Annotated in this window: 22 protein-coding genes; 3 read left to right on the top strand and 19 right to left on the bottom strand. The window is 72.4% G+C overall.

Annotated features, from left to right (window positions below):
- Nucleotides 1-347: 347 nt before the first annotated feature.
- A complete protein-coding gene (locus tag ACH4PY_RS26785) occupies nucleotides 348-992 on the bottom strand; it encodes a TetR/AcrR family transcriptional regulator (RefSeq protein ID WP_398187972.1) in 645 nt (214 codons plus the stop codon).
- 149 nt (nucleotides 993-1,141) lie between these two features.
- Here ACH4PY_RS26785 and ACH4PY_RS26780 point away from each other — a divergent pair, with 149 nt between their 5' ends.
- Entirely contained in the window at nucleotides 1,142-2,626 is a 1,485-nt protein-coding gene (locus tag ACH4PY_RS26780; protein WP_398187969.1) for an MFS transporter, read from the top strand.
- Nucleotides 2,627-2,654: 28 nt separating this feature from the next.
- On the opposite strand, the gene ACH4PY_RS26775 is transcribed toward ACH4PY_RS26780, so the two are convergent.
- Both ACH4PY_RS26775 and ACH4PY_RS26770 read right to left on the bottom strand, forming a co-directional pair.
- Entirely contained in the window at nucleotides 2,655-3,083 is a 429-nt protein-coding gene (locus ACH4PY_RS26775) for a nitroreductase/quinone reductase family protein (RefSeq protein ID WP_398187966.1), read from the bottom strand.
- 102 nt (nucleotides 3,084-3,185) lie between these two features.
- Entirely contained in the window at nucleotides 3,186-3,932 is a 747-nt protein-coding gene (locus tag ACH4PY_RS26770; protein ID WP_398187963.1) for a GPP34 family phosphoprotein, read from the bottom strand.
- Nucleotides 3,933-4,569: 637 nt separating this feature from the next.
- On the opposite strand from ACH4PY_RS26770, the gene ACH4PY_RS26765 reads away from it, so the two are divergent.
- The gene (locus ACH4PY_RS26765; protein WP_398187960.1) at nucleotides 4,570-5,958 is read left to right on the top strand and encodes a hypothetical protein; all 1,389 of its coding nucleotides are present in this window, start codon (nucleotides 4,570-4,572) and stop codon (nucleotides 5,956-5,958) included.
- Between the two features lie 69 nt (nucleotides 5,959-6,027).
- On the opposite strand, the gene glnA is transcribed toward ACH4PY_RS26765, so the two are convergent.
- The 16 genes from glnA to ACH4PY_RS26685 all read right to left on the bottom strand — a co-directional run bounded on the left by glnA (nucleotide 6,028) and on the right by ACH4PY_RS26685 (nucleotide 22,643).
- On the bottom strand, nucleotides 6,028-7,389 hold the full coding sequence (gene glnA / locus ACH4PY_RS26760) for a type I glutamate--ammonia ligase (RefSeq protein ID WP_398187958.1): 1,362 nt from the start codon (nucleotides 7,387-7,389) through the stop codon (nucleotides 6,028-6,030).
- Between the two features lie 152 nt (nucleotides 7,390-7,541).
- On the bottom strand, nucleotides 7,542-8,333 hold the full coding sequence (locus ACH4PY_RS26755; RefSeq protein WP_398187955.1) for a hypothetical protein: 792 nt from the start codon (nucleotides 8,331-8,333) through the stop codon (nucleotides 7,542-7,544).
- Nucleotides 8,334-8,361: 28 nt separating this feature from the next.
- Nucleotides 8,362-9,012 carry a nuclear transport factor 2 family protein gene (locus ACH4PY_RS26750; RefSeq protein ID WP_398187952.1) on the bottom strand — a complete coding sequence of 217 codons (651 nt, stop codon included), beginning with the start codon at nucleotides 9,010-9,012 and terminating at the stop codon, nucleotides 8,362-8,364.
- A gap of 11 nt (nucleotides 9,013-9,023) precedes the next feature.
- Complete coding sequence (locus tag ACH4PY_RS26745; RefSeq protein WP_398187949.1) at nucleotides 9,024-9,746, bottom strand: hypothetical protein; 723 nt, start codon at nucleotides 9,744-9,746, stop codon at nucleotides 9,024-9,026.
- 19 nt (nucleotides 9,747-9,765) lie between these two features.
- A complete protein-coding gene (locus ACH4PY_RS26740) occupies nucleotides 9,766-10,275 on the bottom strand; it encodes a hypothetical protein (protein WP_398188190.1) in 510 nt (169 codons plus the stop codon).
- A gap of 170 nt (nucleotides 10,276-10,445) precedes the next feature.
- Nucleotides 10,446-11,744: an MCE family protein gene (locus ACH4PY_RS26735; RefSeq protein ID WP_398187946.1), complete on the bottom strand. Its 1,299-nt coding sequence runs from the start codon at nucleotides 11,742-11,744 to the stop codon at nucleotides 10,446-10,448.
- On the bottom strand, nucleotides 11,744-12,886 hold the full coding sequence (locus ACH4PY_RS26730; RefSeq protein ID WP_398187943.1) for an MCE family protein: 1,143 nt from the start codon (nucleotides 12,884-12,886) through the stop codon (nucleotides 11,744-11,746). The genes ACH4PY_RS26735 and ACH4PY_RS26730 overlap by 1 nt, the downstream gene beginning before the upstream one ends.
- A complete protein-coding gene (locus ACH4PY_RS26725) occupies nucleotides 12,883-14,010 on the bottom strand; it encodes an MCE family protein (RefSeq protein ID WP_398187940.1) in 1,128 nt (375 codons plus the stop codon). The genes ACH4PY_RS26730 and ACH4PY_RS26725 overlap by 4 nt, the downstream gene beginning before the upstream one ends.
- Complete coding sequence (locus tag ACH4PY_RS26720) at nucleotides 14,007-15,083, bottom strand: MCE family protein (protein WP_398187937.1); 1,077 nt, start codon at nucleotides 15,081-15,083, stop codon at nucleotides 14,007-14,009. Before ACH4PY_RS26720 ends, ACH4PY_RS26725 begins: the two co-directional genes overlap by 4 nt.
- Nucleotides 15,083-16,111 (bottom strand): MCE family protein, encoded by a 1,029-nt coding sequence (locus ACH4PY_RS26715; RefSeq protein ID WP_398187934.1) that lies wholly within the window; start codon nucleotides 16,109-16,111, stop codon nucleotides 15,083-15,085. Before ACH4PY_RS26715 ends, ACH4PY_RS26720 begins: the two co-directional genes overlap by 1 nt.
- Nucleotides 16,108-17,385, bottom strand: a complete 1,278-nt coding sequence (locus tag ACH4PY_RS26710) for an MCE family protein (RefSeq protein ID WP_398187931.1) — start codon at nucleotides 17,383-17,385, stop codon at nucleotides 16,108-16,110. Before ACH4PY_RS26710 ends, ACH4PY_RS26715 begins: the two co-directional genes overlap by 4 nt.
- Nucleotides 17,382-18,197 carry an ABC transporter permease gene (locus tag ACH4PY_RS26705; RefSeq protein ID WP_031518290.1) on the bottom strand — a complete coding sequence of 272 codons (816 nt, stop codon included), beginning with the start codon at nucleotides 18,195-18,197 and terminating at the stop codon, nucleotides 17,382-17,384. Before ACH4PY_RS26705 ends, ACH4PY_RS26710 begins: the two co-directional genes overlap by 4 nt.
- A 3-nt stretch (nucleotides 18,198-18,200) precedes the next feature.
- Complete coding sequence (locus ACH4PY_RS26700; RefSeq protein WP_398187926.1) at nucleotides 18,201-19,013, bottom strand: MlaE family ABC transporter permease; 813 nt, start codon at nucleotides 19,011-19,013, stop codon at nucleotides 18,201-18,203.
- Nucleotides 19,010-19,993: an ABC transporter ATP-binding protein gene (locus ACH4PY_RS26695; RefSeq protein WP_398187923.1), complete on the bottom strand. Its 984-nt coding sequence runs from the start codon at nucleotides 19,991-19,993 to the stop codon at nucleotides 19,010-19,012. Before ACH4PY_RS26695 ends, ACH4PY_RS26700 begins: the two co-directional genes overlap by 4 nt.
- A 64-nt stretch (nucleotides 19,994-20,057) precedes the next feature.
- Entirely contained in the window at nucleotides 20,058-21,764 is a 1,707-nt protein-coding gene (locus ACH4PY_RS26690) for a DUF6801 domain-containing protein (RefSeq protein ID WP_398187919.1), read from the bottom strand.
- A 261-nt stretch (nucleotides 21,765-22,025) separates the two neighbouring features.
- Nucleotides 22,026-22,643 (bottom strand): hypothetical protein, encoded by a 618-nt coding sequence (locus ACH4PY_RS26685; RefSeq protein ID WP_398187916.1) that lies wholly within the window; start codon nucleotides 22,641-22,643, stop codon nucleotides 22,026-22,028.
- Nucleotides 22,644-23,098: 455 nt separating this feature from the next.
- On the opposite strand from ACH4PY_RS26685, the gene ACH4PY_RS26680 reads away from it, so the two are divergent.
- Nucleotides 23,099-24,367 carry a helix-turn-helix domain-containing protein gene (locus ACH4PY_RS26680; RefSeq protein WP_398187913.1) on the top strand — a complete coding sequence of 423 codons (1,269 nt, stop codon included), beginning with the start codon at nucleotides 23,099-23,101 and terminating at the stop codon, nucleotides 24,365-24,367.
- Nucleotides 24,368-24,369: the final 2 nt, after the last annotated feature.

Here is a 24,369-nt window from a genome sequence, read left to right as displayed (position 1 = left end):
AGTACGCCGTCCCGGCGGCCTGCTCGGCCGCTTTCTCACGAGCGCCGCTCCGTCCCCGCTGAGCCTGATACACACCCATCACCCCGCTGTCGACAGCCGTCACCGGCATCCGTTTCCGGCACACCGGCCGGACCCACCCCAGGATGCGGACTCGGCCGAAGCCGGCGACAGTGCCACAGTCACCAGTCCCCCGTGAGTCCCCCCGCCCCCCGGCATGAAAAAATCACACCCCCGCCCGGAACCCCCCACACCCAGCCCCGCACTACCTCTGACCTGCAATGATGACCCTCACCGAGGCCGCGTTACCGGTGCCCGGGACGGGAGTCCGCGGGTGCGGCGGCGGTCGGTCAGGGGGTGACCGGGGCGTGCCAGAGGCCGGTGAGGGCGTCGGTCAGGCTGGTGGCGAGGTCGGACCAGGTGGGGTGGGCGAGGGGGGTGCCGGTGGCCAGGGCGCGTTCGCGCTCCACGCACATCTGGACGATGAGGTGGCGGGCCATGACGCCGCGGTCGGCCTTGACGTCGTCCGGGAGGCCGGGGAGGCACGCGTTGAGGCCGTCGAGGAGGGAGCGCAGCGTGGGGGACGCGGAGATCTCCGGGACGACGGCCTCGTAGAGGGCCGGGTCGGCGGACACCTGGGCGTTGAAGCGGGCGTACCAGGTGGGGCTGCCGAGCGCGTCGAGGTGCTCGGTGAGCGGGCGGACCATGCAGCCCACCCAGTCGCGCAGGTCCGTCGAGCCCTCGGTGCGGGCGATGAGGCGGGCGCGGTTGCGTTCGATCTGCGCGGTGTGGCGGCGGGCGATGGCCCGTACGAGGTCGGTCTTGTTGCCGAAGTGGTAGTTGACGGCGGCGGTGTTGCCCTGGCCCGCGGCGTTGCTGATCTGCCGGTTGGAGATGTTGTAGACGCCGTGCTCGGCGAAGAGCTGTTCGGCCGCCGCGAGGATCGCCTCCCGCGTCGCCTCGACCTTCTCCGCGCGGACGCTCCTGGCTGGCATGGCTACGACCTTACCGAGCGCGGGCCCGCGCACCCCGCCCGACCTGCGGTCGCTTGACGGGTCCGGCACCGCTCCCTACATTTAAATCAATCGGTTTATTTAAATTATCCGCCCGCGCAACCGCCTGTCCAGACCGGAGGCCTGAGCCCATGTCCGAGACCCCCGCACCCCCGGGGAAGGTCGCCTCCGGGCGCGCCGACGCCGTGGTCGTCGTGCTGGCCTTCGCCGGGATCGTCGTCTCCCTGATGCAGACCCTGGTCATCCCGCTGGTCCCGGAACTGCCCGACCTCCTGCACGCCTCGCCCTCCGACGCCACCTGGGCGGTCACCGCGACCCTGCTCGCCTCCGCCGTCGCCACGCCCGTCTTCGGCCGGCTCGGCGACATGCACGGCAAGCGGCGGCTGCTGCTGGTCAGCCTCGTCCTGCTGACCGCCGGGTCGGTGGTGTGCGCGCTGTCGGACACGCTGGGCCCGATGATCGTCGGACGCGCCCTCCAGGGCGTGTCGTCCGGGGTGATCCCGCTGGGCATCAGCATCATGCGCGACGAGCTGCCCACCGAGAAGCTCGCGTCCGCGACCGCCGTGATGAGCGCGTCCCTCGGTGTCGGCGGCGCGCTCGGCCTGCCGCTGGCCGCGCTGGTCGCCGACCACTTCGACTGGCACGTGCTCTTCTGGGTCTCCGCCGGCGCGGGCGCGGTGGCGACCGCGCTGGTCGCGGCGCTGGTGCCGGAGTCGGAGGTGCGCACCGGCGGGCGCTTCGACATATCCGGCGCCCTCGGGCTGTCCGCCGCCCTGGTGTGCCTGCTGCTGGGCGTCTCGAAGGGCGCCGCGTGGGGCTGGGCGAGCGGGACGACGCTGGGCCTGTTCACGGGCGGCGTGGCCGTCCTGCTGGTGTGGGGCGCCTACCAGCTGCGGCTGCCGTACGCCCTGGTGAACCTGCGGATCGCCGCCCGCCCGCAGGTGCTCTTCACCAACCTGGCGTCCGTGTCGTACGGCTTCTCGATGTTCGCGATGTCGCTCGTGCTGCCGCAACTGCTCCAGCTGCCCAAGGACACCGGCTACGGGCTCGGCAAGTCGCTGCTGGTCACCGGTCTGGTGCTGGCGCCGCAGGGGCTGGTCATGATGGTCGTGGCGCCCTTCTCCGCCCGGATCACCCAGGCCCGCGGGCCCAAGACGACACTGATGCTGGGCGCGGCCACGGTCGCCGCGGGCTACCTCGTGAACATCGCGCTGATGTCCGCGGTGTGGCAGCTCGTGCTGGTGTCCTGCATCATCGGCGCGGGCGTGGGCCTCGGCTACGGCGCGATGCCCGCGCTGGTGATGGGCGCGGTGCCGGTGTCCGACACGGCCGCGGCCAACAGCCTCAACTCCCTCATGCGGGCCGTCGGAACGTCGGTGTCCAGCGCGGTCGCCGGTGTGGTGCTGGCCCAGATGACCCTCGCCTACGGCCCGGTGCAGGTCCCGTCGCAGAACGGCTTCCGCACCGTCATGGCGATCGGCGCGGGCACCGCGCTGCTGGCCCTGCTGCTCGCGTCCTTCATCCCGTCCCGCCGCCCGCGGCCCGCCGCGGGGGACGCCGCCCCGGCGGACGCGTCCGAGCCGGCCGCACTGGGCGCCGGGGACGCGACCGCCTGACGGGGCAGCCCGACGGGGCCGTGCCGCCTCAGCCCGCGGCGCGGGTGAGGACCACGACCGGGATGAGACGGTCCCCGGCGCGCTCCTGGAAGCCCGCGAAATACGGGGCCGCCGCGAGCTGGAGCTGCCACAGCCGGGCGCGTTCCGCGCCGTCCGCGGTGGCGGCGGTCGCCTCGTACGCCTGCTCGCCGACCTCGACCCGCACGGCGGGGTCGGCCAGCAGGTTGCGGTACCACGCGGGGTGCGCGGGGCGGCCGCCGTTCGCGGCGAAGACGACGAGCCGTTCGCCGTCCGCGAGATACGTCGTCGGTGCGGTGCGCGGCTCGCCGCTGCGTAGCCCGGTGGTGGTGAGCAGCAGCAGCGGGACGCTCGCCCAGTCGCCGCCGACCACACCCGCGGCGGACCGGAATTCGTCGATGACCAGCTGGTTGCGCCGCAGCCGTTCGGACATGCTCATCTCTGTTTCCTCCCCCAAGGAGCCGGCCGGTGCCGGCCGCGCCCACTCTACTGGCCGTGCGCACCCGAGCAGTTGGCGTACGGGGCGGGCCGCCGCCGGGTCTCACCAGGTGCCGCCCGGGGTGGCCCCGTCGAGGCCCGCCAGACCGGCCGCGCCGTCACCGCCGTACCCGCCCCGGTCGGAGTAGGCGTCGGGGATACGGGCGGCCGCCGCCTCCGCCGCGTACGCGGCCGCCACCGCGCCGCCCAGCAGGCCGGACCCACCGCCGGGCGCGGCGAGCGCGGCCAGCCGACGGCGGGCGGGCAGGCCGCGCAGCCCCGGGTGGACCGCGGCGGCCAGCCGCGCGCTGCGGGCGAGCACGGCCAGCGCGAGGCCGTACGCGAGAGCGGCGTCGCCGTCGGCGGGGCCGGGCGCGGTGCGCACCGCGGCGCTCACCCGGGCGACCGCCTCGCGGCGGCGCGGCAGGTCGAGGGAGAGGATGTCGTGGCGGGTCCGCCCGTCGCGCCCGCGCCAGCGGCGGACCCGGACGGCCTTGCGGTCCTGGAGCCGGGAGACGTACTCCGCCACGAGCGAGCGCGGGGCGCCGCGCAGCCACTCCTCCAGCGTGGGCGGCGGCTCCGCGCCGTCCAGGACCCGCAGCACCCCGCTGAGGCGGGGCACCTCGACCGGCGTCCGGTCCCGTACCGTGATCCGCCGCTCCCCCACCTCGACGCGCCCGGCGAGCGCCAGCTCCGCGAGCTCCGCGGCCCGTAACGCCAGCCGCAGCCGCTGCGGCGACCGGATCCGTAACCCCCTGCGCAGCCTGCCCGGCGTGATCGCCAGCAGGAGCAGTTCGTCCCCCATGGTCATGTGCGCGAGCGTACGTCCGGTGTGTGACGGAAGCCCCCGTTCCGCCCAGGCTGTGACCAAAGCCTGACAGGAGTCAACTCCTCACCCCCGCGATTCACCCGCGCGAGGCGCCGCGCGGCGCGGCGGGCAGGCGTTCTCGGCCAATCGGCTCACGCCGCCGGGCGCGGACGGCGTCCGGGTCCGGAGCGGGGAGGCCGCCCCCGGACGGACGCCGGAGGCGGAGCGTTACTGATCGGCCCCCGGGCCGGGACGGAGGCCGTATCCCACGGGGCGGCGGCCCGACCTCAGCCGGACCCCACGGCGGCGGCCGGACGCAGGCCGGGCGAGCCTCCACGGGAGCGCGGGGCGGCGCGGCGGCCCGTGCGTGGCGGGGGCCGAGTGCGCCCCGCGCCGCACGGCCGGCGGAAGGCCCGCGCCCGGCGGGTCGCGGAGCGGTCAAACGTGCCGCGGCGACTTGGCCGAGACATATGCGGGGCGTCTTTCCACGACCGGCTCCGCCGCGCTTCTCTCGGGACGTCTCCGGCGGCCGTCCGGCTTCCCGGGCGCGGCGATCCCGCGTGCGGGCCGGCCGGGCGACGAGACCCGGCGACGAGTCCGGGCGGCGCCGCCGGACGACAGCGCTTCGAAGGGGGAAGCAGTGACCTCACCCATCCCGCTCCGTGTCACCCTGGCCAACGGCAGTTTCGAGGAGCCGGCCGTCTCCGGCGAGGAGCAGTTGCCGGACGCCTCGCGTCCGCAGGCCGCCCGCCACGTCCCCGGCTGGCTGACCACGGCCGCCGACCACCTGGTCGAGCTGTGGCACTCCGGCTTCCTGGGCGTGCCGTCCGCGGACGGCGCGCAGTTCGCCGAGCTGAACGCCACCCAGGTCTCCACCCTCTACCAGGACCTCCCGACGACGCCGGGCACGAAGCTCTACTGGCGGCTCGACCACCGCGGGCGCAACGGCCAGGACACCATGGCGCTGGACATCGGCGTGCCGGGCGCGACGGTCGAGCAGCGGCAGTTCACCGACGGCAACACCGCCTGGGGCCACTACACCGGCACCTACGTGGTGCCCGCGGGCCAGACGACGACGCGCTTCGCCTTCCGCTCCGTCGCGGCCGCGGGCGGCAACCAGTCGATCGGCAACTTCCTGGACGGGGTCTTCTTCGGCACCGCGCCCCTGGTGGTGCTCACCAAGGACGCGATCCCGGCGGGGCCGCTCGACATCGGCGACGTCATCACGTACCGCATCACGGCCCGCAACGAGGGCGGCGGCGCGGCCGAGGCGCTGACGCTGACCGACGCGATCCCGCCGGGCACCACGTATCTGCCGGGCTCGCTGCGCGTCGTGGACGGCCCGAACAGCGGGCCCAAGACCGACGCGGAGGGCGACGACCAGGCCTCCTACGACGTGCGCAGCCGCGCGGTGGTCTTCCGGCTGGGCGAGGGCGCGACCGCCGAGATGTCCGGCAGCCTGCCCAACACCCTGGCCCTGCCGCGGGGCACCACGGTGGAGTACCGGGTGACGATCGACGAGGCGAGCGGCGGCGGACGGATCGTCAACGCCGCGAGTGCCACGTACGAGAACCGGCTCGGCCCGGAGCCGGAGCCGCTGACCGCGACGTCCGACGAGACACTCACCGTGGTGCGTCCGGCCGCCGACCTGAGCGTGGTGAAGTCCGCGGACGCCACGACGGTGACCGTCGGCCAGACGGTCACCTACCGCGTCACCGTCCGCAACTCCGGGCCGAACGTGGCGACCGGCACCACGGTGGCCGATCCGCTGCCCGCCGGGCTGGCCTTCGTGTCCGCCGACGCCACCGCGGGCACCTACGACCCGGCCACCGGCATCTGGTCCGTCGGCGGTCTGGCCGTCGACTGCACCGAGACCCTGGTGCTGCGCGCCAAGGCCACCGCGACCGGCCGGGTCACCAACACCGCGACCGCGCACGCCCGCGAGAAGGACCCCCGCCCGGCCGGCAACACCGACGCGGTCACCGTCTGCGTCGAGCCCGCCCCGAAGTGCTGCACCCCCTGCTGCTGAGCGGTCCACCCAGCCCTGCCCGGACCGGTCGCGGCGACCGGCCGGGCACGCAGGCGGGGAAGCTCGCCCCTACAGGTTCGGCAGGTTCTTCATCAGCTCGAAGGCCGTGACCTGGGAGCGGTACTCCTCCCACTCCTGCTTCTTGTTGCGGAGGAAGAACTCGAAGACGTGCTCGCCGAGCGTCTCGGCGACCAGTTCGCTGTGCTGCATGAGGTCGATGGCCTCGCCCAGGTTCTGCGGGAGGGGCTCGATGCCGAGGGCGCGGCGTTCGGCGTCGGTGAGGGCCCACACGTCGTCGTCGGCGCCGGCCGGGAGTTCGTAGCCCTCCTGGATGCCCTTCATGCCCGCCGCGAGGAGGACGGCGTAGGCGAGGTAGGGGTTGGCGCCGGAGTCGAGGGAGCGGACCTCGACGCGGGTGGAGCCGGTCTTGCCGGGCTTGTACATCGGGACCCGGATGAGCGCCGAGCGGTTGTTGTGGCCCCAGCAGATGTACGAGGGGGCCTCGCCGCCCGCGCCCGCGGTGCGCTGCGAGCCGCCCCAGATGCGCTTGTAGGAGTTGACCCACTGGTTGGTGACCGCGGAGATCTCGCCCGCGTGCCGCAGCAGGCCCGCGATGAACGACCGGCCCACCTTGGACAGCTGGAACTCCGAGCCGGACTCGTAGAAGGCGTTGCGGTCGCCCTCGAAGAGGGAGAGGTGGGTGTGCATGCCCGAACCGGGGTACTCCGAGAAGGGCTTGGGCATGAAGGTGGCGTGCACGCCCTGTTCCAGGGCGACTTGCTTCATCACCAGCCGGAAGGTCATCACGTTGTCGGCGGTGGACAGCGCGTCGGCGTACCGCAGGTCGATCTCCTGCTGGCCGGGGGCGCCCTCGTGGTGCGAGAACTCCACGGAGATGCCCATGGATTCGAGCATCGTGATGGCCTGGCGGCGGAAGTCCATGCCGACGGCCTGCGGGGTGTGGTCGAAGTAGCCGGAGTTGTCGGCGGGGGTGGGGCTGGTGCCGTCCAGCGGCTTGTCCTTGAGCAGGTAGAACTCGATCTCGGGGTGCGTGTAGAAGGTGAAGCCGAGGTCGGAGGTCTTGGCGAGCGCGCGCTTGAGAACGTAGCGCGGGTCGGCGTAGGACGGCGAGCCGTCGGGCATGAGGATGTCGCAGAACATCCGGGCGGTGCCGGGGCCTTCGGCGCGCCAGGGCAGGATCTGGAAGGTGCCGGGGTCGGGCTTGGCGATCATGTCCGACTCGTAGACCCGGGCGAAGCCCTCGATCGCGGAGCCGTCGAAGCCGATCCCCTCGTCGAAGGCCTGTTCGAGTTCGGCGGGGGCGACGGCGACCGACTTCAGATAGCCCAGCACGTCGGTGAACCACAGCCGCACGAAGCGGATGTCCCGCTCCTCCAGGGTCCGGAGCACGAACTCCTGCTGCTTATCCATATCCATCCATCCTCGCCGGTCAGGCACCGCTCCCCCGCCTGGTCCGGGCGGGGGATCATGAGCATTGCATCACACCGTTTCGGGTGCGTTGCAGGCACGGCTCACCGTCCATAGTGCCGGTTGCGAGGACGCGCGTCGCTCCTCCCGCCGCCTCAGCCGAAGGTGTCGATCGCGGCGATCTTCCAGGTGCCGCCGGTCCGGACGGCGTCCACCGCGAACATGGCCGGGGCGTAGGTGCTGCCCGCGGCCGCCTTCGCGGTGCTGGTGTTGCGCTGGTCGGCGTAGACGAGCAGGTGGGCGCGGTTTCCGTCGATCGTGTCGACGCCGGTGTCGGTGACGGTGGTGGTCAGTACGAGCTTGCGGGTCGGCGCCTGCGCGCGCACCTGCGCGAGCATCGTCGCGTACTGCTGCACGGCCTTGCCCGTGAGCAGCCGCTTGGCGGCGTTGTCGGTACGGGCCGGGTCGGCGTAGTCGTACGAGAAGACGGCGTTGACCGCCTCCGCGACCTGGCCCTTGACCTCGCTGGTGCGGGCGGTGTCGGTGAGCGCGGTGTTGTGCGCGGCCACCGAGTCGTGCAGCCCGGACGCCCGGCTCGCGGCGAAGGCGGCGAAGCCGCCGAGCAGCACGGTCGCGGCGGCGAGCAGCGCGAGCGCGACCGGGAAGGGCCGGCGGGCCGCCTTCTCCGGCCGGGCCTTCGCCGCTGCTTTCCCCGAGGCCTTCCCGGCGGACTTCCCCGCGGCCTTCGGCGGGCGTTCCGCCGCGGGCCCCGGCTCGTCGGCCTCGGGGCGTACCCGCACCGCCGTACGGGTACGGGCGCGGGCCGCCTGCTGGGTGCGGACGGCCCCGGCGGGCTCGGCCGCGCCGTCCGCCGCGCGCTCCTCCGCCGCCGCGGACACCGCTGCCAGCCTGCGCTGCCGGTTGATCAGATGACGGGTGGTCGACATGGCGCGTCGGTCCTCTCGCGTACGGCCGTCAGTGGCTTGCGGTGGGCTTCGGGGTGGTGGCCGTGGGGGTCGGGGTGGCCGTGCCGGGCGGGACGGTGCCGGCGTCGCTCTCGCCGGTCGGCGCCTGGCCGAGCGCGCTGAGCTTCCAGCCGGAGGCCGTACGCGTCAGCTCGCCGAGCATCCGCGACTCCTTGACGGCGGGCTGCTGCTTGGGCGCCTGGACGGTGATCCGCAGCGCGACCATCACACTGGCCTTGCCCGTCCTGGTGTCCAGCTCGGTGACCGCGCCGGAGAGCACCTTCGCGGTGGTCGTCGTCTGCGCCTGCTGCACCTGCTTGGCGAAGTCCGCCCGGCCCTGCGTGAGCTGGGTGTGCAGATCGCCGGTGGTGGAGGACTCCCAGATGTCCAGACCGTGGTCGAGGTCGCCGTGGTCGAGCGTGTTGAGATTCTGCACCGCCTGCTCGGCGGCGGCCAGGACGGTGTCCCGGGTGCGCGCGAAGGAGGCGTCGTCGTCGTGCGCGGCGCCGTACCAGGACCACCCGGCGAGCGCGGCGGCCACGGCCGCGGCCAGCACGAGGGCGAGCGCGACCGCGAGCAGCGGGCGGCGGCCCGTACCCTCGCCGCCGGGCGGGGTGCCCGGCGTGCCGGACGCGGTACGGGAGGACTGCGTGCGTGCCATCGGGGCTTCTCCTACCGGGCCGTGAGGTGGTCGATCTTCCAGTGGCCGCCCACCAGATGGGCGGACACCGACAGCTGGGCCGCCGCGGTGGTCGGCTCGGCGCCCGCGCGCTGCGCGGTCTGGTCGAGGAAGACCAGCAGCCGGGCCCGGTCGCCGGTGAGCGAGACGACCGCGGCGCGCACCACCCGGGTGCTCAGCGTCAGCTGCTGGCCCGCGACCTGGTCGCGGATCTGCGCGAAGAGCTTCTGGTACTGCGAGGCCGCCGCGCCCTCCAGGGTGTCGCGCGCGGCCTGCTCGGTGGACTGCGTGTCGGTGGGCGTGTATGCGAAGATGCGGCCGAGCGCGTTGCTGATCTCGCCGGTGAGCCGGCTGGTCGCCTCGGTGTCGGTGAGGGCGTGGTTGCGGGCGGCGGCCGGGGACTTCAGCTGCTGGGCGGCATAGCCGAATCCGCCGCCGGTGAGCAGCAGGGCGGCGATCACGGCCACGGCGGCGGCCCGCCGCGGATCGCGCCGTACGGCCGCGGGCAGCCGGGGGCGGACGCGCCACCAGGGGCGGCGGGCCTCACCCGCGCCGCCGTCCGGGTCCGCGTCCGCCTCCGGCTCCGCTTCCGGCTCCGTCTCCGGCTCCGTGTCCGCCTCCGGCTCCGTGTCGGGCAGGGCAGCGGCGGCCTCGTCCTCCCGCTCCCCGGAATCCGGTGCCGCGTCCTGCGCGGCCTTCTGCTCGGTCGTCGTCACCTTGCCTCGTCCTCCGCTCTCAACTCGCCCCGACCGGTACCGCGGTGAGCGCGGTGAGCTTCCAGCCGTCCCCGGTGCGCGACAGGCCCGCCTCGAAACGCTTGCGGTCGGTGGTGGCCGTGCCCGACGCCGGGGTGACCCGGACCTCGACGGTGGCGATGAGCTTCGCCGTACCCGCCCGGGTGTCCAGCTCGGTGACCGCCGCGTCGGTGACCTTGCCCCGGGTGGAGGTGCCGGACTGCTCGACGGTCGTGGTGTCGGCGGCGTGCGTGCTGCTCAGCCGGTCGTGCAGCGGTCCGGTGGTCGCCGCGAGCCACCGTGTGAGGTCGTCGGCGGCGTGCGCGGCGTCCACGGTGTTGAGCCGGGCGATGTCGCTCGTGCCGTCCGCGAGGGCGGCGTCCCGCGCCTTGCCGTAGCTCAGTGACCCGTCGCCGCTGGTGTCCACGTACGACCACACCCCCAGCGCACACACCACGGCTGCGACCGTCCAGGCCACCGCCCACACGGCCTTACCCGGCCGTCTGCGCAGCGCCCGCAGCAGCCCCCGCGGCGACGGCAGCACGAGCACGTACGTCCGGTCCGCCGCGGCCACCTCCGCCGTCTCCGGCTCGACGGCCGGCTCGACAGCCGGATCGCCCGGCTCGACGGCCGGCTCGTCCGACTCGACCGGTTCCGCCTGCTCCTTCGTCATGTCCCGCGTCATCCCGTCACCCCCAGCAGTCCGGCCATCGTGGTCGGCCCGCCCGGGGGCAGCGCGGGCAGTGCGAGCGCCCCCGGCAGCTGCGGGCCCATGGTCGTCGTGGCGGGCGCGAGGATGCCCGTGCTCGTGGCCGTCCCCGTGTTCGTCGGCAGCACCGAGCCGGGCTCGGCGGGCTTCGGGACGGCGCCGCTCCCCGGCGCGTGCGCCGAGCCGCGGACGTCGATGCCGCTGGAGGCGGGGGAGGTGCAGCGGGCCGCGGTGTTGAAGGCGGTCTTCGGGGTGCCGGTGTCCAGCCCGGTGCGGTAGGTCGTACCGCCGTAGCCGGAGGTGCAGGGCAGCGGGGAGAAGAAGGTGACGGCCTGCCCGAAGTGCATGCCGCTCGCGTCGACCGACGACGATCCGGCGGCGACCACGGCGGGCACGGTCACCAGGTACTCCTCGATGCCGCTCTGCCGGGTGACGGCGATGTCGGAGGTGGTGAGCAGGTTGGCGAGGACCACGCTGAGCTGCGGTCCGACGTCCCGCAGCAGCGCGCTGACCTGGGTGGCGGCGTCGGGCGCGGTGGTGATGAGGCGGCGCAGGTCGGCGTCGGAGGTGTTGAGCTGGGCGGCGAGCTGGTTGGCGCTGTCCGCGAAGGAGCGGATGGCGTCGCCCTCGTCTGCCTGGGTCTTCAGCACGGTCTGCCCGTCGACGATGAGCTGGGTGTCGGTGGGCAGGTTGGTGTCGGCCGCGTCGATGAAGTGGCCGCTGGTGTCCAGCAGCGACTGGAGGTTGTCGGCCTGCCCGTTGAAGACGAGCCCGAACTCGTCGACGACGGTGCGCAGCGACTCCAGCGGCACGGAGGCGGCGAGGTCGTTGACGCTGGTGAGGAGGTTGGTGACGGGTGCGGGGATCTCGGCGTTCGCCTGGTCGACGCGGGAGCCGTCGCGCAGGTAGGGGCCGTCGTCGGTGCTGGGCTGGAGGTCGATGTACTGCTCGCCGACCGCCGACAGGCTCGCGACGACGGCCTTGAGGTGCTGCGGGATGCGCGGCGCGCTCTTGTTGATGCGCAGCTTCGCCTCGACGCCGTCCGAGGTGAGCGAGATGGGCCCGACCCGGCCCACCGACACACCCCGGTAGGTGACGTCGGAGTGCTCGAACAGGCCGCCGGTCGCGGGCAGTTCGACGGTCACGGTGTAGTAGCCGCGCAGTCCGACGTAGCGCCCGAGGTCGGCGTAGTTGACGCCGAGGTAGCCGAGCACGAGCACGGCGACGACCAGGAAGGCGATGTTCTTGGTGACGGTGGCCTTGGTGAGCATCAGCGCCCCCTCGTCGTGGTGGTGACCGAGGGCAGCGGCAGCGGCAGCAGCGGCTGGACCTTGCCGGCCTTGCCCTTCTTCGCGGCCTCGGGCGTCGGCGGGTACGTCGGGGGGTAGGAGTTGTCCTTCTCCTCCAGGAGGGAGGTCAGCGAGGTGCCGGGGGCCGCGGTGAGGTCGAGGTAGACGTTGAGGTAGTCGCCCTTGACGCCGCTGAGCACCTCGTCGGTGAACGGGTACGTGAGCATCACCTGCAGCGAGTCGGGCAGGTCCTGACCGGAGTCGGCGAGCCGTTGCAGGGTGGGGGCGAGGGCCTTGAGGTCGGCGACCATGTCGTCCTTGCTGCGGTTGACGGTGTCCACGGCGACGCCGGAGAGGGTGTCGAGGGCCTGGAGCATCGTCACGAGGGAGCCGCGCTGCTCGTCCAGCACCTTCAGGCCGGGGCTGAGGCCGTCCAGCACGGTGCCGATCTTGGTGTCGCGGGCGGCGAGGGTGGCGGAGAGCTGGTTGACCCCGTCGAGGGCGGAGGTGATGTCGGCCTTGTGCGCGTCGAGGTCGCTCACCAGCGTGTCGACCTGGGTGAGCATGTCGCGGACCTGGGGCTCGTTGCCGGTGAGGGCCTTGCTCAGCTCGGTGTTGATGGTCTTGAGCTGCTGCACCCCGCCGCCGTTGAGGACCATCGACAGGGCGCCGAAGACCTCTTCGATCTCCGGGTTGCGGTTGGTGTGCGACACCGGGATGACCGGGCCGCCGCGCAGGGTGCCGGTGGCGGCCTCGTTCTTGGGCGGCGCGGAGAGCTGGATGTACTTCTCGCCGAGCAGGCTGGACTGCTCCAGGTGCGCGTAGGCGTTCGCGGGCAGCTGCACCTTGCCGTTGACCTTCATGGTGACCAGCGCGGACCAGCCGTCGGAGGCCACTTTGACGGAGGTGACGCGGCCCACGGCGACGTCGTTGACGCGGACCGACGCCTGCGGCACCAGGTCGAGGACGTCCGCGAACTGCGCCCTGACGGTGTAGGGGTTGCTGCCGAGGTTCGCGCCGCCGGGCAGCGGCAGGCTCTGCACCCCGCCGACCGAGCAGCCGGTGAGGGCCAGCCCGAGCAGCACGGCGGCCGCGGCGCCGCGCGTCGTACGGCGTCGGCTCATCGCGCGGCCCCCTCGGTCGTGGTCGTGCCGGTGGCGGGGAAGGGCAGCGGGAGGTCCGTGGCGGGCGACTTCGTGCGGGCCGCGGAGGTGGACGACGCGGGGTGCGTGCCACCGCCCAGGCTCAGTTCGTTGATGTCCGTGCGGCCGTCGATGGTGCGGGTGCCCGGGTTGTAGGCGCCCAGCAGGTTGTCGGCGGCCAGCGGTGCGGTGTCGAGGAGTTCGGCGAGCGAGGCCCGCTGGTCGACCAGGGTCTGGGTGATCGGCTGGAGCTGGTCGATGCTGGTCTTGAGGCGTCCGCGGTTGGTGTCGATGAAGCTCTTGACCTGTCCGAGGGCGGTGGCCAGCGTGGAGAGCGCGGCGCCGAGGTCCTCCTTGTCGGCGGCCAGGAAGCCGGTGACGGTGGAGAGCTGGTCGGCGGCGGCCTTCACCTTGCCGTCGTTGTTCTTCAGCATCGTGGTGAAGGACTGCAGGTAGGCCAGGGTCGAGAACAGGTCGCCGCTGTGCGCGTCGAGCGTCTTGGAGGCCTGCCCGAGCTGGGTGATGCTGTCGCCGATCGCCTTGCCGTTGCCGTCGAGGTTGTCGGCGCCGACGGTGAGCAGCTCGGACAGCGCCCCGGTGGTGTTGGCGCCGTTCGGGCCGAGGGCGTCGCTGAGCTGGGTGACGCTGGTGTAGAGCTGGTCGATCTCGACGGGCGTCGCGGTGTGCGCGGCGGTGATGACGGCGTGGTCGGCGAGCTGCGGGCCGCCGGTGTACGCGGGGGTGAGCTGGACGTAGCGGTCGGCGACGACGCTGGGGGCGACGATGACGGCCCCGGCGTCCGCGGGCACCTTGACACCGTGGTCGAGCCGCAGGCTCACCTCGACCTGCTTGCCCTTGGGCCGCACGGCTTCGACGGTGCCGACCTTCACCCCGAGGATGCGCAGGTCGGAGCCCTTGTAGACGCCCACCGTGCGGTCGAAGTAGGCCGTCACATGCTTGCCGTCGGGCCCGCCGAAGGCGACGAAGCCCGCCGTCACGGCCCCGGCGGCGACGATCGCGAGGACGACCACGGTCACGATCACCCGCCGGGGCAGCCGTGGCCGCCGCACCTCGGGGAGGGTCAGCCGCGGGCGCGGGATCCTCATTTCGCTCCTCCCGTCGCCTTGGGCGGGATGCAGCCGTCGGTGGGCGGCGGCGTGCCTGCCGGCAGGTAGCTGTCGGGCAGCAGCCCGCACAGGTAGTTGTCGAACCAGTGCCCGTTGCCGATCGTGTTGCCGATGACCCGGTAGTAGGGCCCGGCCAGCGCGAGCGCCTGGTCGAGGCTGGTCTGGTTGGTGAGCAGCACGGTCGTGACCCGGTCGAGCGCGTCGAGGGTGGGGCCGAGCTGCTTGTCGTTGTCGGCGACCAGGCCGCTGAGCTGGGTGCTCAGGTCCTGGGTGCCGGTGAGCAGGCTGTGGATGGCGCTGCGCCGCTTCTCGATCTCGCCGAGCAGCAGGTCGCCGTCCGAGATGAGGGTCTGGAAGTGCCCGTTCTGGTCGGACAGCGTCTGGGTGAGCTGCTTGCTGCCGGTGAGCAGCTGGGCGAGCTGGGCGTCGCGGCTGGAGATGGTCTGCGACAGCGCGGACAGCCCGGTGGCGGCGCTGTGCACCGAGCCGGGGGTGTCCTTGAAGGTGTCGGAGATCGTCTGGAAGCTGGTCGCGAGCTGCTGGGTGTCGATGGCCCCGAGCGTCTTGCCGAGCCCGTCGAAGGCCTGCGTGACGTCGTACGGGGAGGTGGTGCGGCTCTTGGGGATGCGCTGGTGCGGGTCCTGCTCGCGGCTGCCGAGCGGGTCGACGGCGAGGTACTTCTCGCCGAGCAGCGTCTTGATGCCGATCGCCGCGGTGCTGGCGTCACCGATCCAGGTGTGCCGGACCTTGAAGGTGACCTTGACCTTGGCGCCGTCCAGCGACACCCCCGTCACCTTGCCGACCTTGACGCCCGCGACACGTACCTCGTTGCCCGGCCGCAGCCCGGCGGCCTCGGTGAAGTCGGCGGAGTAGCTGGTGCCGCCGCCGATGTAGGGCAGCGCGTCGGCGTTGTAGGCCAGCAGCCCGACGAGGGCGAGCACGAGCAGCCCGACGGCCCCGACGGCGACCGGGTTGCGGTCGCGCAGCGGCTTGAAGAGCGGCCTGCCGCGGTCGGCGCGGGCCCGTACGAACCTGAGTCCCGGACGCCTCATCACCGGCACCTCGCTTCGCTGATCGCTATCCCGGTCGGCGGGGTGCTGCCGTCGGTGGTGGTCACGCCGTTCACGGTCGCCTGGCACAGGTAGAGGTTGAGCCAGGAGCCGTAGGAGGCGGCGCGGCCGAGGGCCTGGAACTTCTTCGGGGCGTTGGTGAGGAAGGACTGGATCTGCGGGGTGGCGTCGCCGAGGTTGGACGACAGCCGGCCGAGCTGGTCGATGGACTCCTTGAGCGGTGCGCGCCCTTGCGTGAGCAGTCCGGCGGTGCTGTTGGTGAGCTGCGAGATCGCGGTGATGGACTGCCCGATGGGCTCGCGGTCGCCGGAGAAGCCGGTGACGAGCTGCTGGAGGGTGTCGACGAGGTCGTTGAAGTTGGCCTCACGGGTGTTGACGGTGGTCAGCACGGTGTTGAGGTTGTCGATGACCTGGCCGATCACCTGGTCCTTGGCCGCCAGCGTGGTCGTCAGCGAGCCGATGGAGCCGATGAGCGAGTCGACGGTGCCGCCCTCGCCCTGGAGGACCTGGATGATCTCGCCGGACAGCTGGTTGACCTCGGGCGGCGACAGGCCCTCGAACAGCGGCTGGAAGCCGGCGAAGAGCTGGGTGAGGTCGAGCGCCGGGGTGGTGTGGTCCAGTTGCACGGTCTGCCCCGGCTCCAGCGTCTCGCCGACCGGGCCGGTGCCCTGGGCGAGGTCGATGTAGCGCTGGCCGACGAGGTTGAGGTACTTGATCGTCAGCGTCGCGGACTTCGGCAGCGTCCGCTCGCGCTGCACCGAGAAGTGCACCTTGGCCAGGTTGTGCCGGTAGACCGACACCGAGTCGACGGTGCCGACCTTGACGCCCGCGATCCGTACGCTGTCGCCGGACATCAGCCCGGTGGTGTCGGTGAACAGGGCGTTGTAGCCGTAGGTGTCGCCGACGCCCCCGCCCGCGATGCTGATCGCGAGGACGGCGGTGGCCAGCGAGGTGACCAGGATGAAGATGATCGACTTGACGATCGGCCCGGTCAGGCTGCGGCGCTTCACCGGACGGTCACCTCCGCTCCGCGGAAGACCGGCCCGGTCAGCAGGCTGCTCCAGTCCGGCAGCGCGCTCGGGGCGGTCTGCGTGCCCGGCGCGAGGAGTTCGTTGATCAGCTCGTTCTCCTGCGGGGAGTTGGCCAGCGGGGTGGTGCCCTTGCCGCCGGTGTAGGGGACGGCGTAGCACTTCGGGCCGCCGCTCTTGCCGTAGACCGGGGTGTCCTTGCCGGGCAGGTACTTGCCGCGGGAGGCCACGGTCGTGAGGTTCACGTGCAGGCCGGGCTGCCCGGTGCCCTTGCCGAGCGCCTTGTCCATGACGGGCACGAAGTCGGCGAGGGTGCGGAAGGTGCACGGGAAGGACGGCGAGTACTTCGCCAGCAGGCCCAGGGTGCCGCGGCTGTCGGCGCTGAGCCGGATGATGTTGGGGCTGTTCTGCTGGAGGTAGGTGGTGACGTCCTGGGCGGTGCCGGTGGCGGTGCCGTACAGGGTGTCGAGGTTGGCGCGCTCGGCGGCGATCGTGCTGGAGGTGCGCGTGAAGTCGGTGAGGGCCTGTACGAGGTCCGGCGCCGCGTCGTCGTAGACGTGGCTGACGGTCACGAGCTGCTTGATGTCGTCGGTGAGCGCGGGCAGTTCGGGGTTGAGCTTGCGCAGGTAGCCGTCGAGCTGGACGAGGGTGGTGCCGAGCTGGGCGCCGCGGCCGTCGAGGGCGGTCGCCACGGCGTTGAGGGTCGCGGCGAGCTTCTGCGGCTGGACGGCGGTGAGCAGCGGCAGGACGTTGTCGAGCACCTGCTGGAGCTCGATCGCGTCCTTCGAGCGGTCCTGCTCGATGGTGCTGCTCGCCCGGAGCGACGGCCCGCCGGACCGGGCGCCCTCGGGCGGCACGAGCGCGACGTAGCGGGCGCCGAAGAGCGTGGTGGGCAGCATCTGCGCGGTGACGCCCGCGGGGATGCGGCGCAGCTGGTCGCGGTCGATGGCGAGCGTCAGCCGGGCGCCCTTGCCGTCGGCGTGGATGGAGCTGACCCGGCCGACGACGACCCCGCGGACCTTGACGTCGGCGCCGGGGTGCATCTCGTTGCCGACGCTGCCGGTCATGACGGTGACGGTCGCGTCGTCGCTGAAGTCCTTGTCGTAGACGGCGACCGCGAGCCACGCCAGCAGCGCGGGCACGAGCAGGAAGACGATCCCGGCGGTGCGCCGCCCGGCCTTGCCGGGGTCGCCCCGGCGGCGCGCGGGGGGCGGCGGGGGCACGGGGGCGGGGGTGCGGGTCTCGGTGGTGGTCATCCGGCCACCCGCACGGTGGTGGTGGCGCCCCACAGCGCCAGCGACAGGAAGAAGTCGGTCACCGCGATGATCACGATGGCGTTGCGCACCGACCGGCCGACCGCGATGCCGACCCCGGCGGGCCCGCCCTTGGCGGTGTAGCCGTAGTAGCAGTGCGCGAGGATCACGATGACGCTGAAGATCAGCACCTTCAGGGTCGACAGCAGCACGTCGGTGGGCGACAGGAAGATGCCGAAGTAGTGGTCGTAGGTGCCCGGTGACTGGCCGTTGAAGAAGACGGTCACCGCGCGCGAGGCCGCGTAGGAGCTGAGCAGCCCGATGCCGTACAGCGGCACGATCGCGACGACCCCGGCGATGATGCGGGTGCTGACCAGGTACGGCATGGAGCGGATGCCCATGCCCTCCAGGGCGTCGACCTCCTCGTTGATCCGCATCGCGCCGAGCTGGGCGGTGAATCCGGCCCCGACGGTCGCGGACAGCGCGAGGCCGGCGACGAGCGGGGCGATCTCGCGGGTGTTGAAGTAGGCGGAGATGAAGCCGGTGAAGGCGGCGGTGCCGAGCTGGTTCATCGCCGCGTAGCCCTGGAGGCCGACGACGGTGCCGGTGGCGAGGGTCATGCCGATCATCACGCCGACGGTGCCGCCGATGACGCCGAGGCCGCCGCTGCCGAACGCGACCTCGGCCAGCAGCCGCTGCACCTCCTTGAGGTAGCGGCGCAGGGTGCGCGGGATCCACAGCACCGCGCGGACGTGGAAGATGAAGTGGTCGCCGGTCTCGTCCAGCCAGCGCAGCGAGCGGTCCAGGAGTGCCATGGGTCAGGCCCCCTTCTGCGGGACGAGCTGCAGGTAGATCGCGGTCAGCACGACGTTGACGACGAACAGCAGCAGGAAGGTGATGACCACGGACTGGTTGACCGCGTCGCCGACGCCCTTGGGCCCGCCGCGCGGGTGCAGGCCCCGGTAGGCGGCGACGATGCCGGCGATGAAGCCGAAGACCAGCGCCTTGATCTCGCTGATGTAGAGGTCGGGCAGCTGGGCGAGCGAGGAGAAGCTCGACAGGTAGGCGCCCGGGGTGCCGTGCTGGACGATGACGTTGAAGAAGTAGCCGCCGGCCGTGCCGACCACCGACACCAGGCCGTTGAGCAGCACCGCGACCAGCATCGTGGCGAGCACCCGCGGCACGATCAGCCGCTGCACCGGTGAGACGCCCATGACCTCCATGGCGTCGAGTTCCTCGCGGATCTTGCGCGAGCCGAGGTCGGCGCAGATCGCGCTGCCGCCCGCGCCCGCGATCAGCAGCGCCACGATGATCGGGCTGGCCTGCTGGATCACCGCGAGCACGCTCGCGCCGCCGGTGAAGGACTGGGCGCCGAGCTGCTGGGTGAGCGAGCCCACCTGGAGCGCGATGACCGCGCCGAACGGGATCGACACCAGCGCGGCGGGCAGGATCGTCACGCTCGCCACGAACCAGAACTGCTCGATCAGCTCACGGACCTGGAAGGGCCGCCGGAAGGTGTCCCGGACCGTGGTGGCGGCCAGCGTCATCAGCTGGCCGGTCTGCCGCAGCGCGCCCGTACCGGGGAAGGACCGGCGTTCGGCCGGCTCGCGCAGCCGCACGGGTGCGCTCATGCCGGCTCCCCCTGCACCGGTGCCAGCCCCGACTGCACGGCGGCGCGGGCCGCGGCCGGCAGCTGGTCCCACATCGCGAGCAGCCGCGCCCGGCGCCGCTGCACCGCCTGCCGCGGCGGCAGTCCGGGGCTCGGCTCCAGCTGCGGGGCGAGCACACCGGGCGCGGGCGGCAGGGCGGCCGTGCCCGACCCCTGCTCCAGCGCGAGTGTCGCCTCGTCCTTCTCCTCCGCCATGCCGATCGGGCCCTCGCGGCGGCCGCTGAGGAACTGCCGTACGACCGGCATGTCGCTGGTCAGCAGCAGTTCGCGGGGCCCGAACGCGACGAGTTCGCGGCGGAAGAGCATGCCCATGTTGTCCGGCACGGTCGCGGCGATGTCGAGGTTGTGGGTGACGATGAGCATCGTCGCGTCGATCTGCGCGTTGAGGTCGATGAGCAGCTGCGAGATGTAGGAGGTGCGCACCGGGTCCAGGCCGGAGTCCGGTTCGTCGCACAGGATGATCTGCGGGTCCAGGACGAGTGCGCGGGCGAGCCCGGCGCGTTTGCGCATGCCGCCGGAGATCTCGCCGGGGAGTTTGCCCTCGGAGCCGACCAGGCCGACCATGTCCATCCGCTCCATGACGATGCGGCGGATCTCCGACTCCTTCTTGCGGGTGTGCTCGCGCAACGGGAAGGCGATGTTGTCGAAGAGGTTCATGGAGCCGAAGAGGGCGCCGTCCTGGAACATCAGGCCGAAGAGCCTGCGGGTGGCGTAGATCTCCCGCTCGGGTCCGTTGACCATGTCCACGCCGTTGACGAGGACGCGGCCGCGCTCCGGTTTGAGCAGTCCGATGACGGACTTCAGGAAGACGGTCTTGCCGGTGCCGGACGGGCCCAGCATGACGCTGACCTCGCCGGGCGGCAGTGTGAGCGTCACGTCCTGCCAGACGTTCTGCTTGCCGAAGGACTTGGTGAGGCCCTCGACGGTCACTTCGATTCCCATGGCACCGCTCTCCTCCAGTGGCTCAGCGGCAGGACGTTGCGTTCGGTTGGCATGTCGGGGCCGCTCAGCGGTGCGGCGGTGTCGGGTACTGGATCTCGGGCTCGCAGTTCAGGAAGGCACTGGGGATGCACAGCGGCCCCTGCATGAAGTTGAGCGAGTTGTCCGGGCCGGAGATCGACGCGGTGAGCAGCGCGTCCACGTCGTCCCCGTGCGCGGTGCAGCCGGTGAACGGCGGGATGGTGAGCTGGTCCTGGTGCAGCGGGCCGCCGACGATCTCGTTGTAGTCCGACGGCCGGGTGACGCCGTCGTGGCCCTTGTAGGTGTAGTCGGTGCCGACCAGATGGAGATCCAGGGGCCTGACGGTGTGGCAGTTCGCACCGACGTCCAGGGGCGTGCCGTTGACCTTGATGTCGCTCAGCCGCAGGTCCAGCTTGCCGTAGACGTCGGTGTAGGTGATGTAGTCGTCGCCGCTGCTGCCGGCGATGACCAGCGTCAGCGGGGCGAGCTGGGTCATCGTCATCATGGCGGTGGTGGGCATGAACCCGAAGGTCAGGAAGGTCGACTTGGCCGGCGGCAGGTCCAGCGTGACGATGCTGTCCAGCTCCAGGTAGATCGAGCCGTCCGGCTGGAAGCCGAACCAGGTGCCCACCTGGGTGACGTTGGTCATCGCCGGGTGGTCGTCGAGGTCGTTGACGGTCGCCGCGCCCTTGAGCTTGCCGACGTTGGACAGCCCGGTCAGGAAGGTGCACTCGGCCTGCCGCTGGTCCGGTGGGAGCACGATGGGGTTGGCGCCCTCCGGGCGGGGCACGGCGTCCAGGATCGCCTGGTCCGGTTCGCCGGCCGGCGGCGGCGGGCAGTCCGAGACGCCGGAGTGCGGGGGCGCGGCCACTTCCAGGGTGCCCTTGCGGCTCGTGGCCGCGGGGCTCTCGCCCGCGCCCGCGGAGGCGGCCGTTCCCGTGGACGGGTTCTGGGCCGCCGAGCCGGCGCCGGGCGGGGTGCGGGTGGCGGACCGCCCGGGGCCCGCCGCCCCGGACACCACGACCTCGCCGAGCAGGGTGGCCTGGCCGTCCTTCGGAGTGCAGGCCGCGGTGACGCCGCCGGTGGTCGTGCCCGCGGCCGGGGTGACGGTGGTGTCGGCGCCGGCCGCGGCGGATCCGGCCGCGTCCGCGGTGGTCCCGGAGCCGGAGTCCTGCGGCGGGGAGTCGGTCGCGGAGCCGGAGGGCGGTGCGGTGGGGTCGGCCAGGGCGGCGATCGCCAGGTCCAGCCGTCCGGCGTCGAAGCGTACGGTCCCCGGCGCGGTGGCCGTGACCGCGGTCGCGTCACCGGTGAAGGTCAGGTCCAGCCCGTCGGTCGCGGGCGCGGCCGCGGCGCGCAGCCCCGGCCAGGGGGCGTCCGCGCTCGACGGCCCCTGCGTGACGCGGGCGGTGAGCGAGGCGGTGGCGGTGGCCGACGTGGTGCCGGCGGGCAGCACCGCGTCGGCGGCCTTCTTGTCGAGCACCACCTCGACGGTCAGCGCGCCGGGGCGGAAGCTCCTTCCGGCCACGGCGCTCGCCGGGTAGGTCTGCTGGACGGTGACGGTGGCGTCCTGCGTCACGGTCGCGCCGCCGTCCGTCCCGCTCCCGGTGCCGAACGCGCAGGTGTAGGCGATCTCGACGGCGGTGCCGGAGCCGGAGGCAGCGGAGGGGGTGCCGGGCAGCATACCGGCGAGTACGGCGACCGACGCGGTGGCGGCCGTCAGCACCACCCTGCGCGGGTTCACGGCACCTCGCATCAACGGACTCCTCTGGCTGGCGCGTCGGCGACGCACGGACATTACGGGCGGGTAATAAGGCCGTACAAGTGATCGACGAGGCCGAATTCGACGGGATCCCGCGCGGGCCGCTTTCTTGTCAACCGGTGACAAAGCGGAATCCCGAACTTGTCACCGGACGAGTACCGGGCGCCCCTGAGGGACAGCGAGCCCCGGCGGCAGGGTGCCCGCCGGGGCTCGGTGCAGACGGTGCTGGTGCGGACGGCGCGGGTCGCGCTGCCGTCAGCTCGCGGTGACCTGGAGGGCCGGGGTGGTGACGTAGTTGGCCGTGTAGGTGACCGAGTCGCCGTTGTTGATCAGCCCGAGGCACAGGCCGCTGACGCCGGAGACGGTCAGGGTGCCCGCGTTGATCGCCAGCGTGTGCGTGCTGTTGGTGTAGGTGCCGGTGACCGTGCCGGTCACGGTGGCGTTGCACGCGCCGGACAGGGTCGCGTTGACACCGGTGATGTTGCCGGCGGTCACGCCCGACGCGTTGGTGACGTCGGTCGCGTTCAGGGACCACGGGGTGGCGTTGGCCGTCACCCCGAAGCCGATGCCGCTGATGTTGCACGACGTCCACGTCAGGGACGTCAGCGTGGCCGCCTGGGTGCCGGCGTGGGTGCCGTTGGTGGCGGTGCCGGCGGCCGCGGCGGAGCTGCAGTTGAGCGTCACGCCGGTCTTGTTGTCTTTCAGGGTCGGCTTCGACGCGGTGGCCGTGAAGGCGCCGTTGGTGCCGCTCCCGCTGATCGTCACCTGGGTGGGCGTGACGGCGGAGGCCGGGCCGGCCGCCAGGCCGATCGCGGCGATGATGGCGGCACCCGTCGCCGCCGTACCCGTGAACGCCTTGGTGAACTTACGCATGGCTGAATCCTTTCGTGAAACCGGGGAGTTCGACGTACCTGATTAACCGGAACCGCTTGCCTCATGTGCGTCATCACCGCACGTCGGGGGCGGAATTCGGCTGCGACTGCTACCTGGAACGTGGAGCACCGATTCCCTCGGGTGCCCTTGCAGGGCTGGACGTTACGTACGGGTAACCGAAGGGCGCAACAATCCGGTCCAAGATTCCTTCCGGAACCTTACCGTCGGGTAATTTTCTGTCACCGGGGCAACATCACCCCCGCCGTTTTTGTCGGGAAGTGAGTGTTTCCCCGCCCGCCCGGCCCGCCCCCGCCGCACCCCGCCCGCCCCGGCCACAGCCCTGCTCCGGTACGGCCGACAACGTTTCCGCATCCGCGGGGCTGCGCAGCGTGAACATTTGGTCTATGTTGCAGCGAGGCCACCGACGCGATGAGGCGGTACGGAGGGGGAGGCTCATGTCCGTCATGCGGCAGGTCCCGGATCAGGGGGAGATCACGGGTCCCATACCCCGGGAGTTCGCCGCCATCATGCGCCCGGAACTCCCGGGTCTATTGAAAGAGATGGCTGCTGAAATCGTCGCCGCGATCCCCGAATACGGGCACCTTCTGGAAGGTCCCAACAGCAAGGTGATCCGGTTCGGCATCGAGCAGAGCATCGCCAGCTTCGTGGACCGGGTGGCCGCCCCCACCGCCACCACCGCGCAGCGCGACGACCTGTGCCGGCGCTTCGGGCGCTACGAGGCGTACGAGGGGCGCAGCCTGGACAACCTCCAGGCCGCCTACCGCATCGGATGCCAGGTCGCGCTGCGCCGGGTGCGTGCCGTCAGCCGCCGCTACAACCTGTCGGCGGCCTTCATGCTGACCTTCGCCGACGCGCTCTTCGCCTACATGGGCGACCTGGCCGAACTCTCCCGCGAGGGCTACGTCCAGGCGCTCGCGGAGCTGGGCGAGGAGCCGGACAACCGGCGCCGCCGGTTATTGCGGCGCATCCTCGGCGGCACCGCGGTGGCCCGCAGCGCGCTCGCCGAACTCGCCGAGCACTGCGGGTGGAGGCTGCCGGACGAGGTCACGATGGTGGCGGTCGCCCCCGGCACCCACCCGCGCCGCCAGGCGCTGGACCCGGACATGCTCCAGGACTTCGCCGACCCCGAGCCGCATCTGCTCGTGCCGGGGCCGCTGACCGAGGCCCGCCGGGCGTGCCTGGACGACGCGCTGGGCGGCTGCCGGGCCGCGGTCGGGCTGACCACCGGGCTCGGCGAGGCGGCCGACTCGCTGCGCTGGGCGCGGCAGACGCTGTCGCTGGCCGGGACGGGGGCGGTGTCCGGCGGCCCGCTGCTGAGCTGCGAGGACCATCTGCTGTCGCTGTGGTTACTGGGCGATCCGGCGCTGGCCGAGCAGATGGCCGCCCGCTTCCTCGCCCCGCTCGCCGCGCTGACGCCCACCCAGCAGGCGCGGCTGGTCGACACCCTGCGGATCTGGCTGACCACCCGGGGGACGGCCGCGCAGATCGCCGAGCAGCTCGACGTCCACCCGCAGACGGTGCGCTACCGCATGCGCATCCTGGAGCGGGCCTTCGGCGACCAGCTCACCCGTCCCGACGAGCGCTTCGCCACCGAGATCGCGCTGCGCGCCCTGCATCTGCGCGACGGCGGCTCCCCCGCCGCCGGCACCGCTCGCGCCACCCGGCGCCCGCCTGCCAGGCCCCGGGTGGCGAAGCAGCGCTGAGC

Origin of the sequence: Streptomyces sp. NPDC021224 (genome assembly GCF_044332905.1) — a bacterium.
Classification (GTDB): Bacteria; Actinomycetota; Actinomycetes; order Streptomycetales; family Streptomycetaceae; genus Actinacidiphila.
This window is presented reverse-complemented; position numbering and strand designations above follow the sequence as displayed.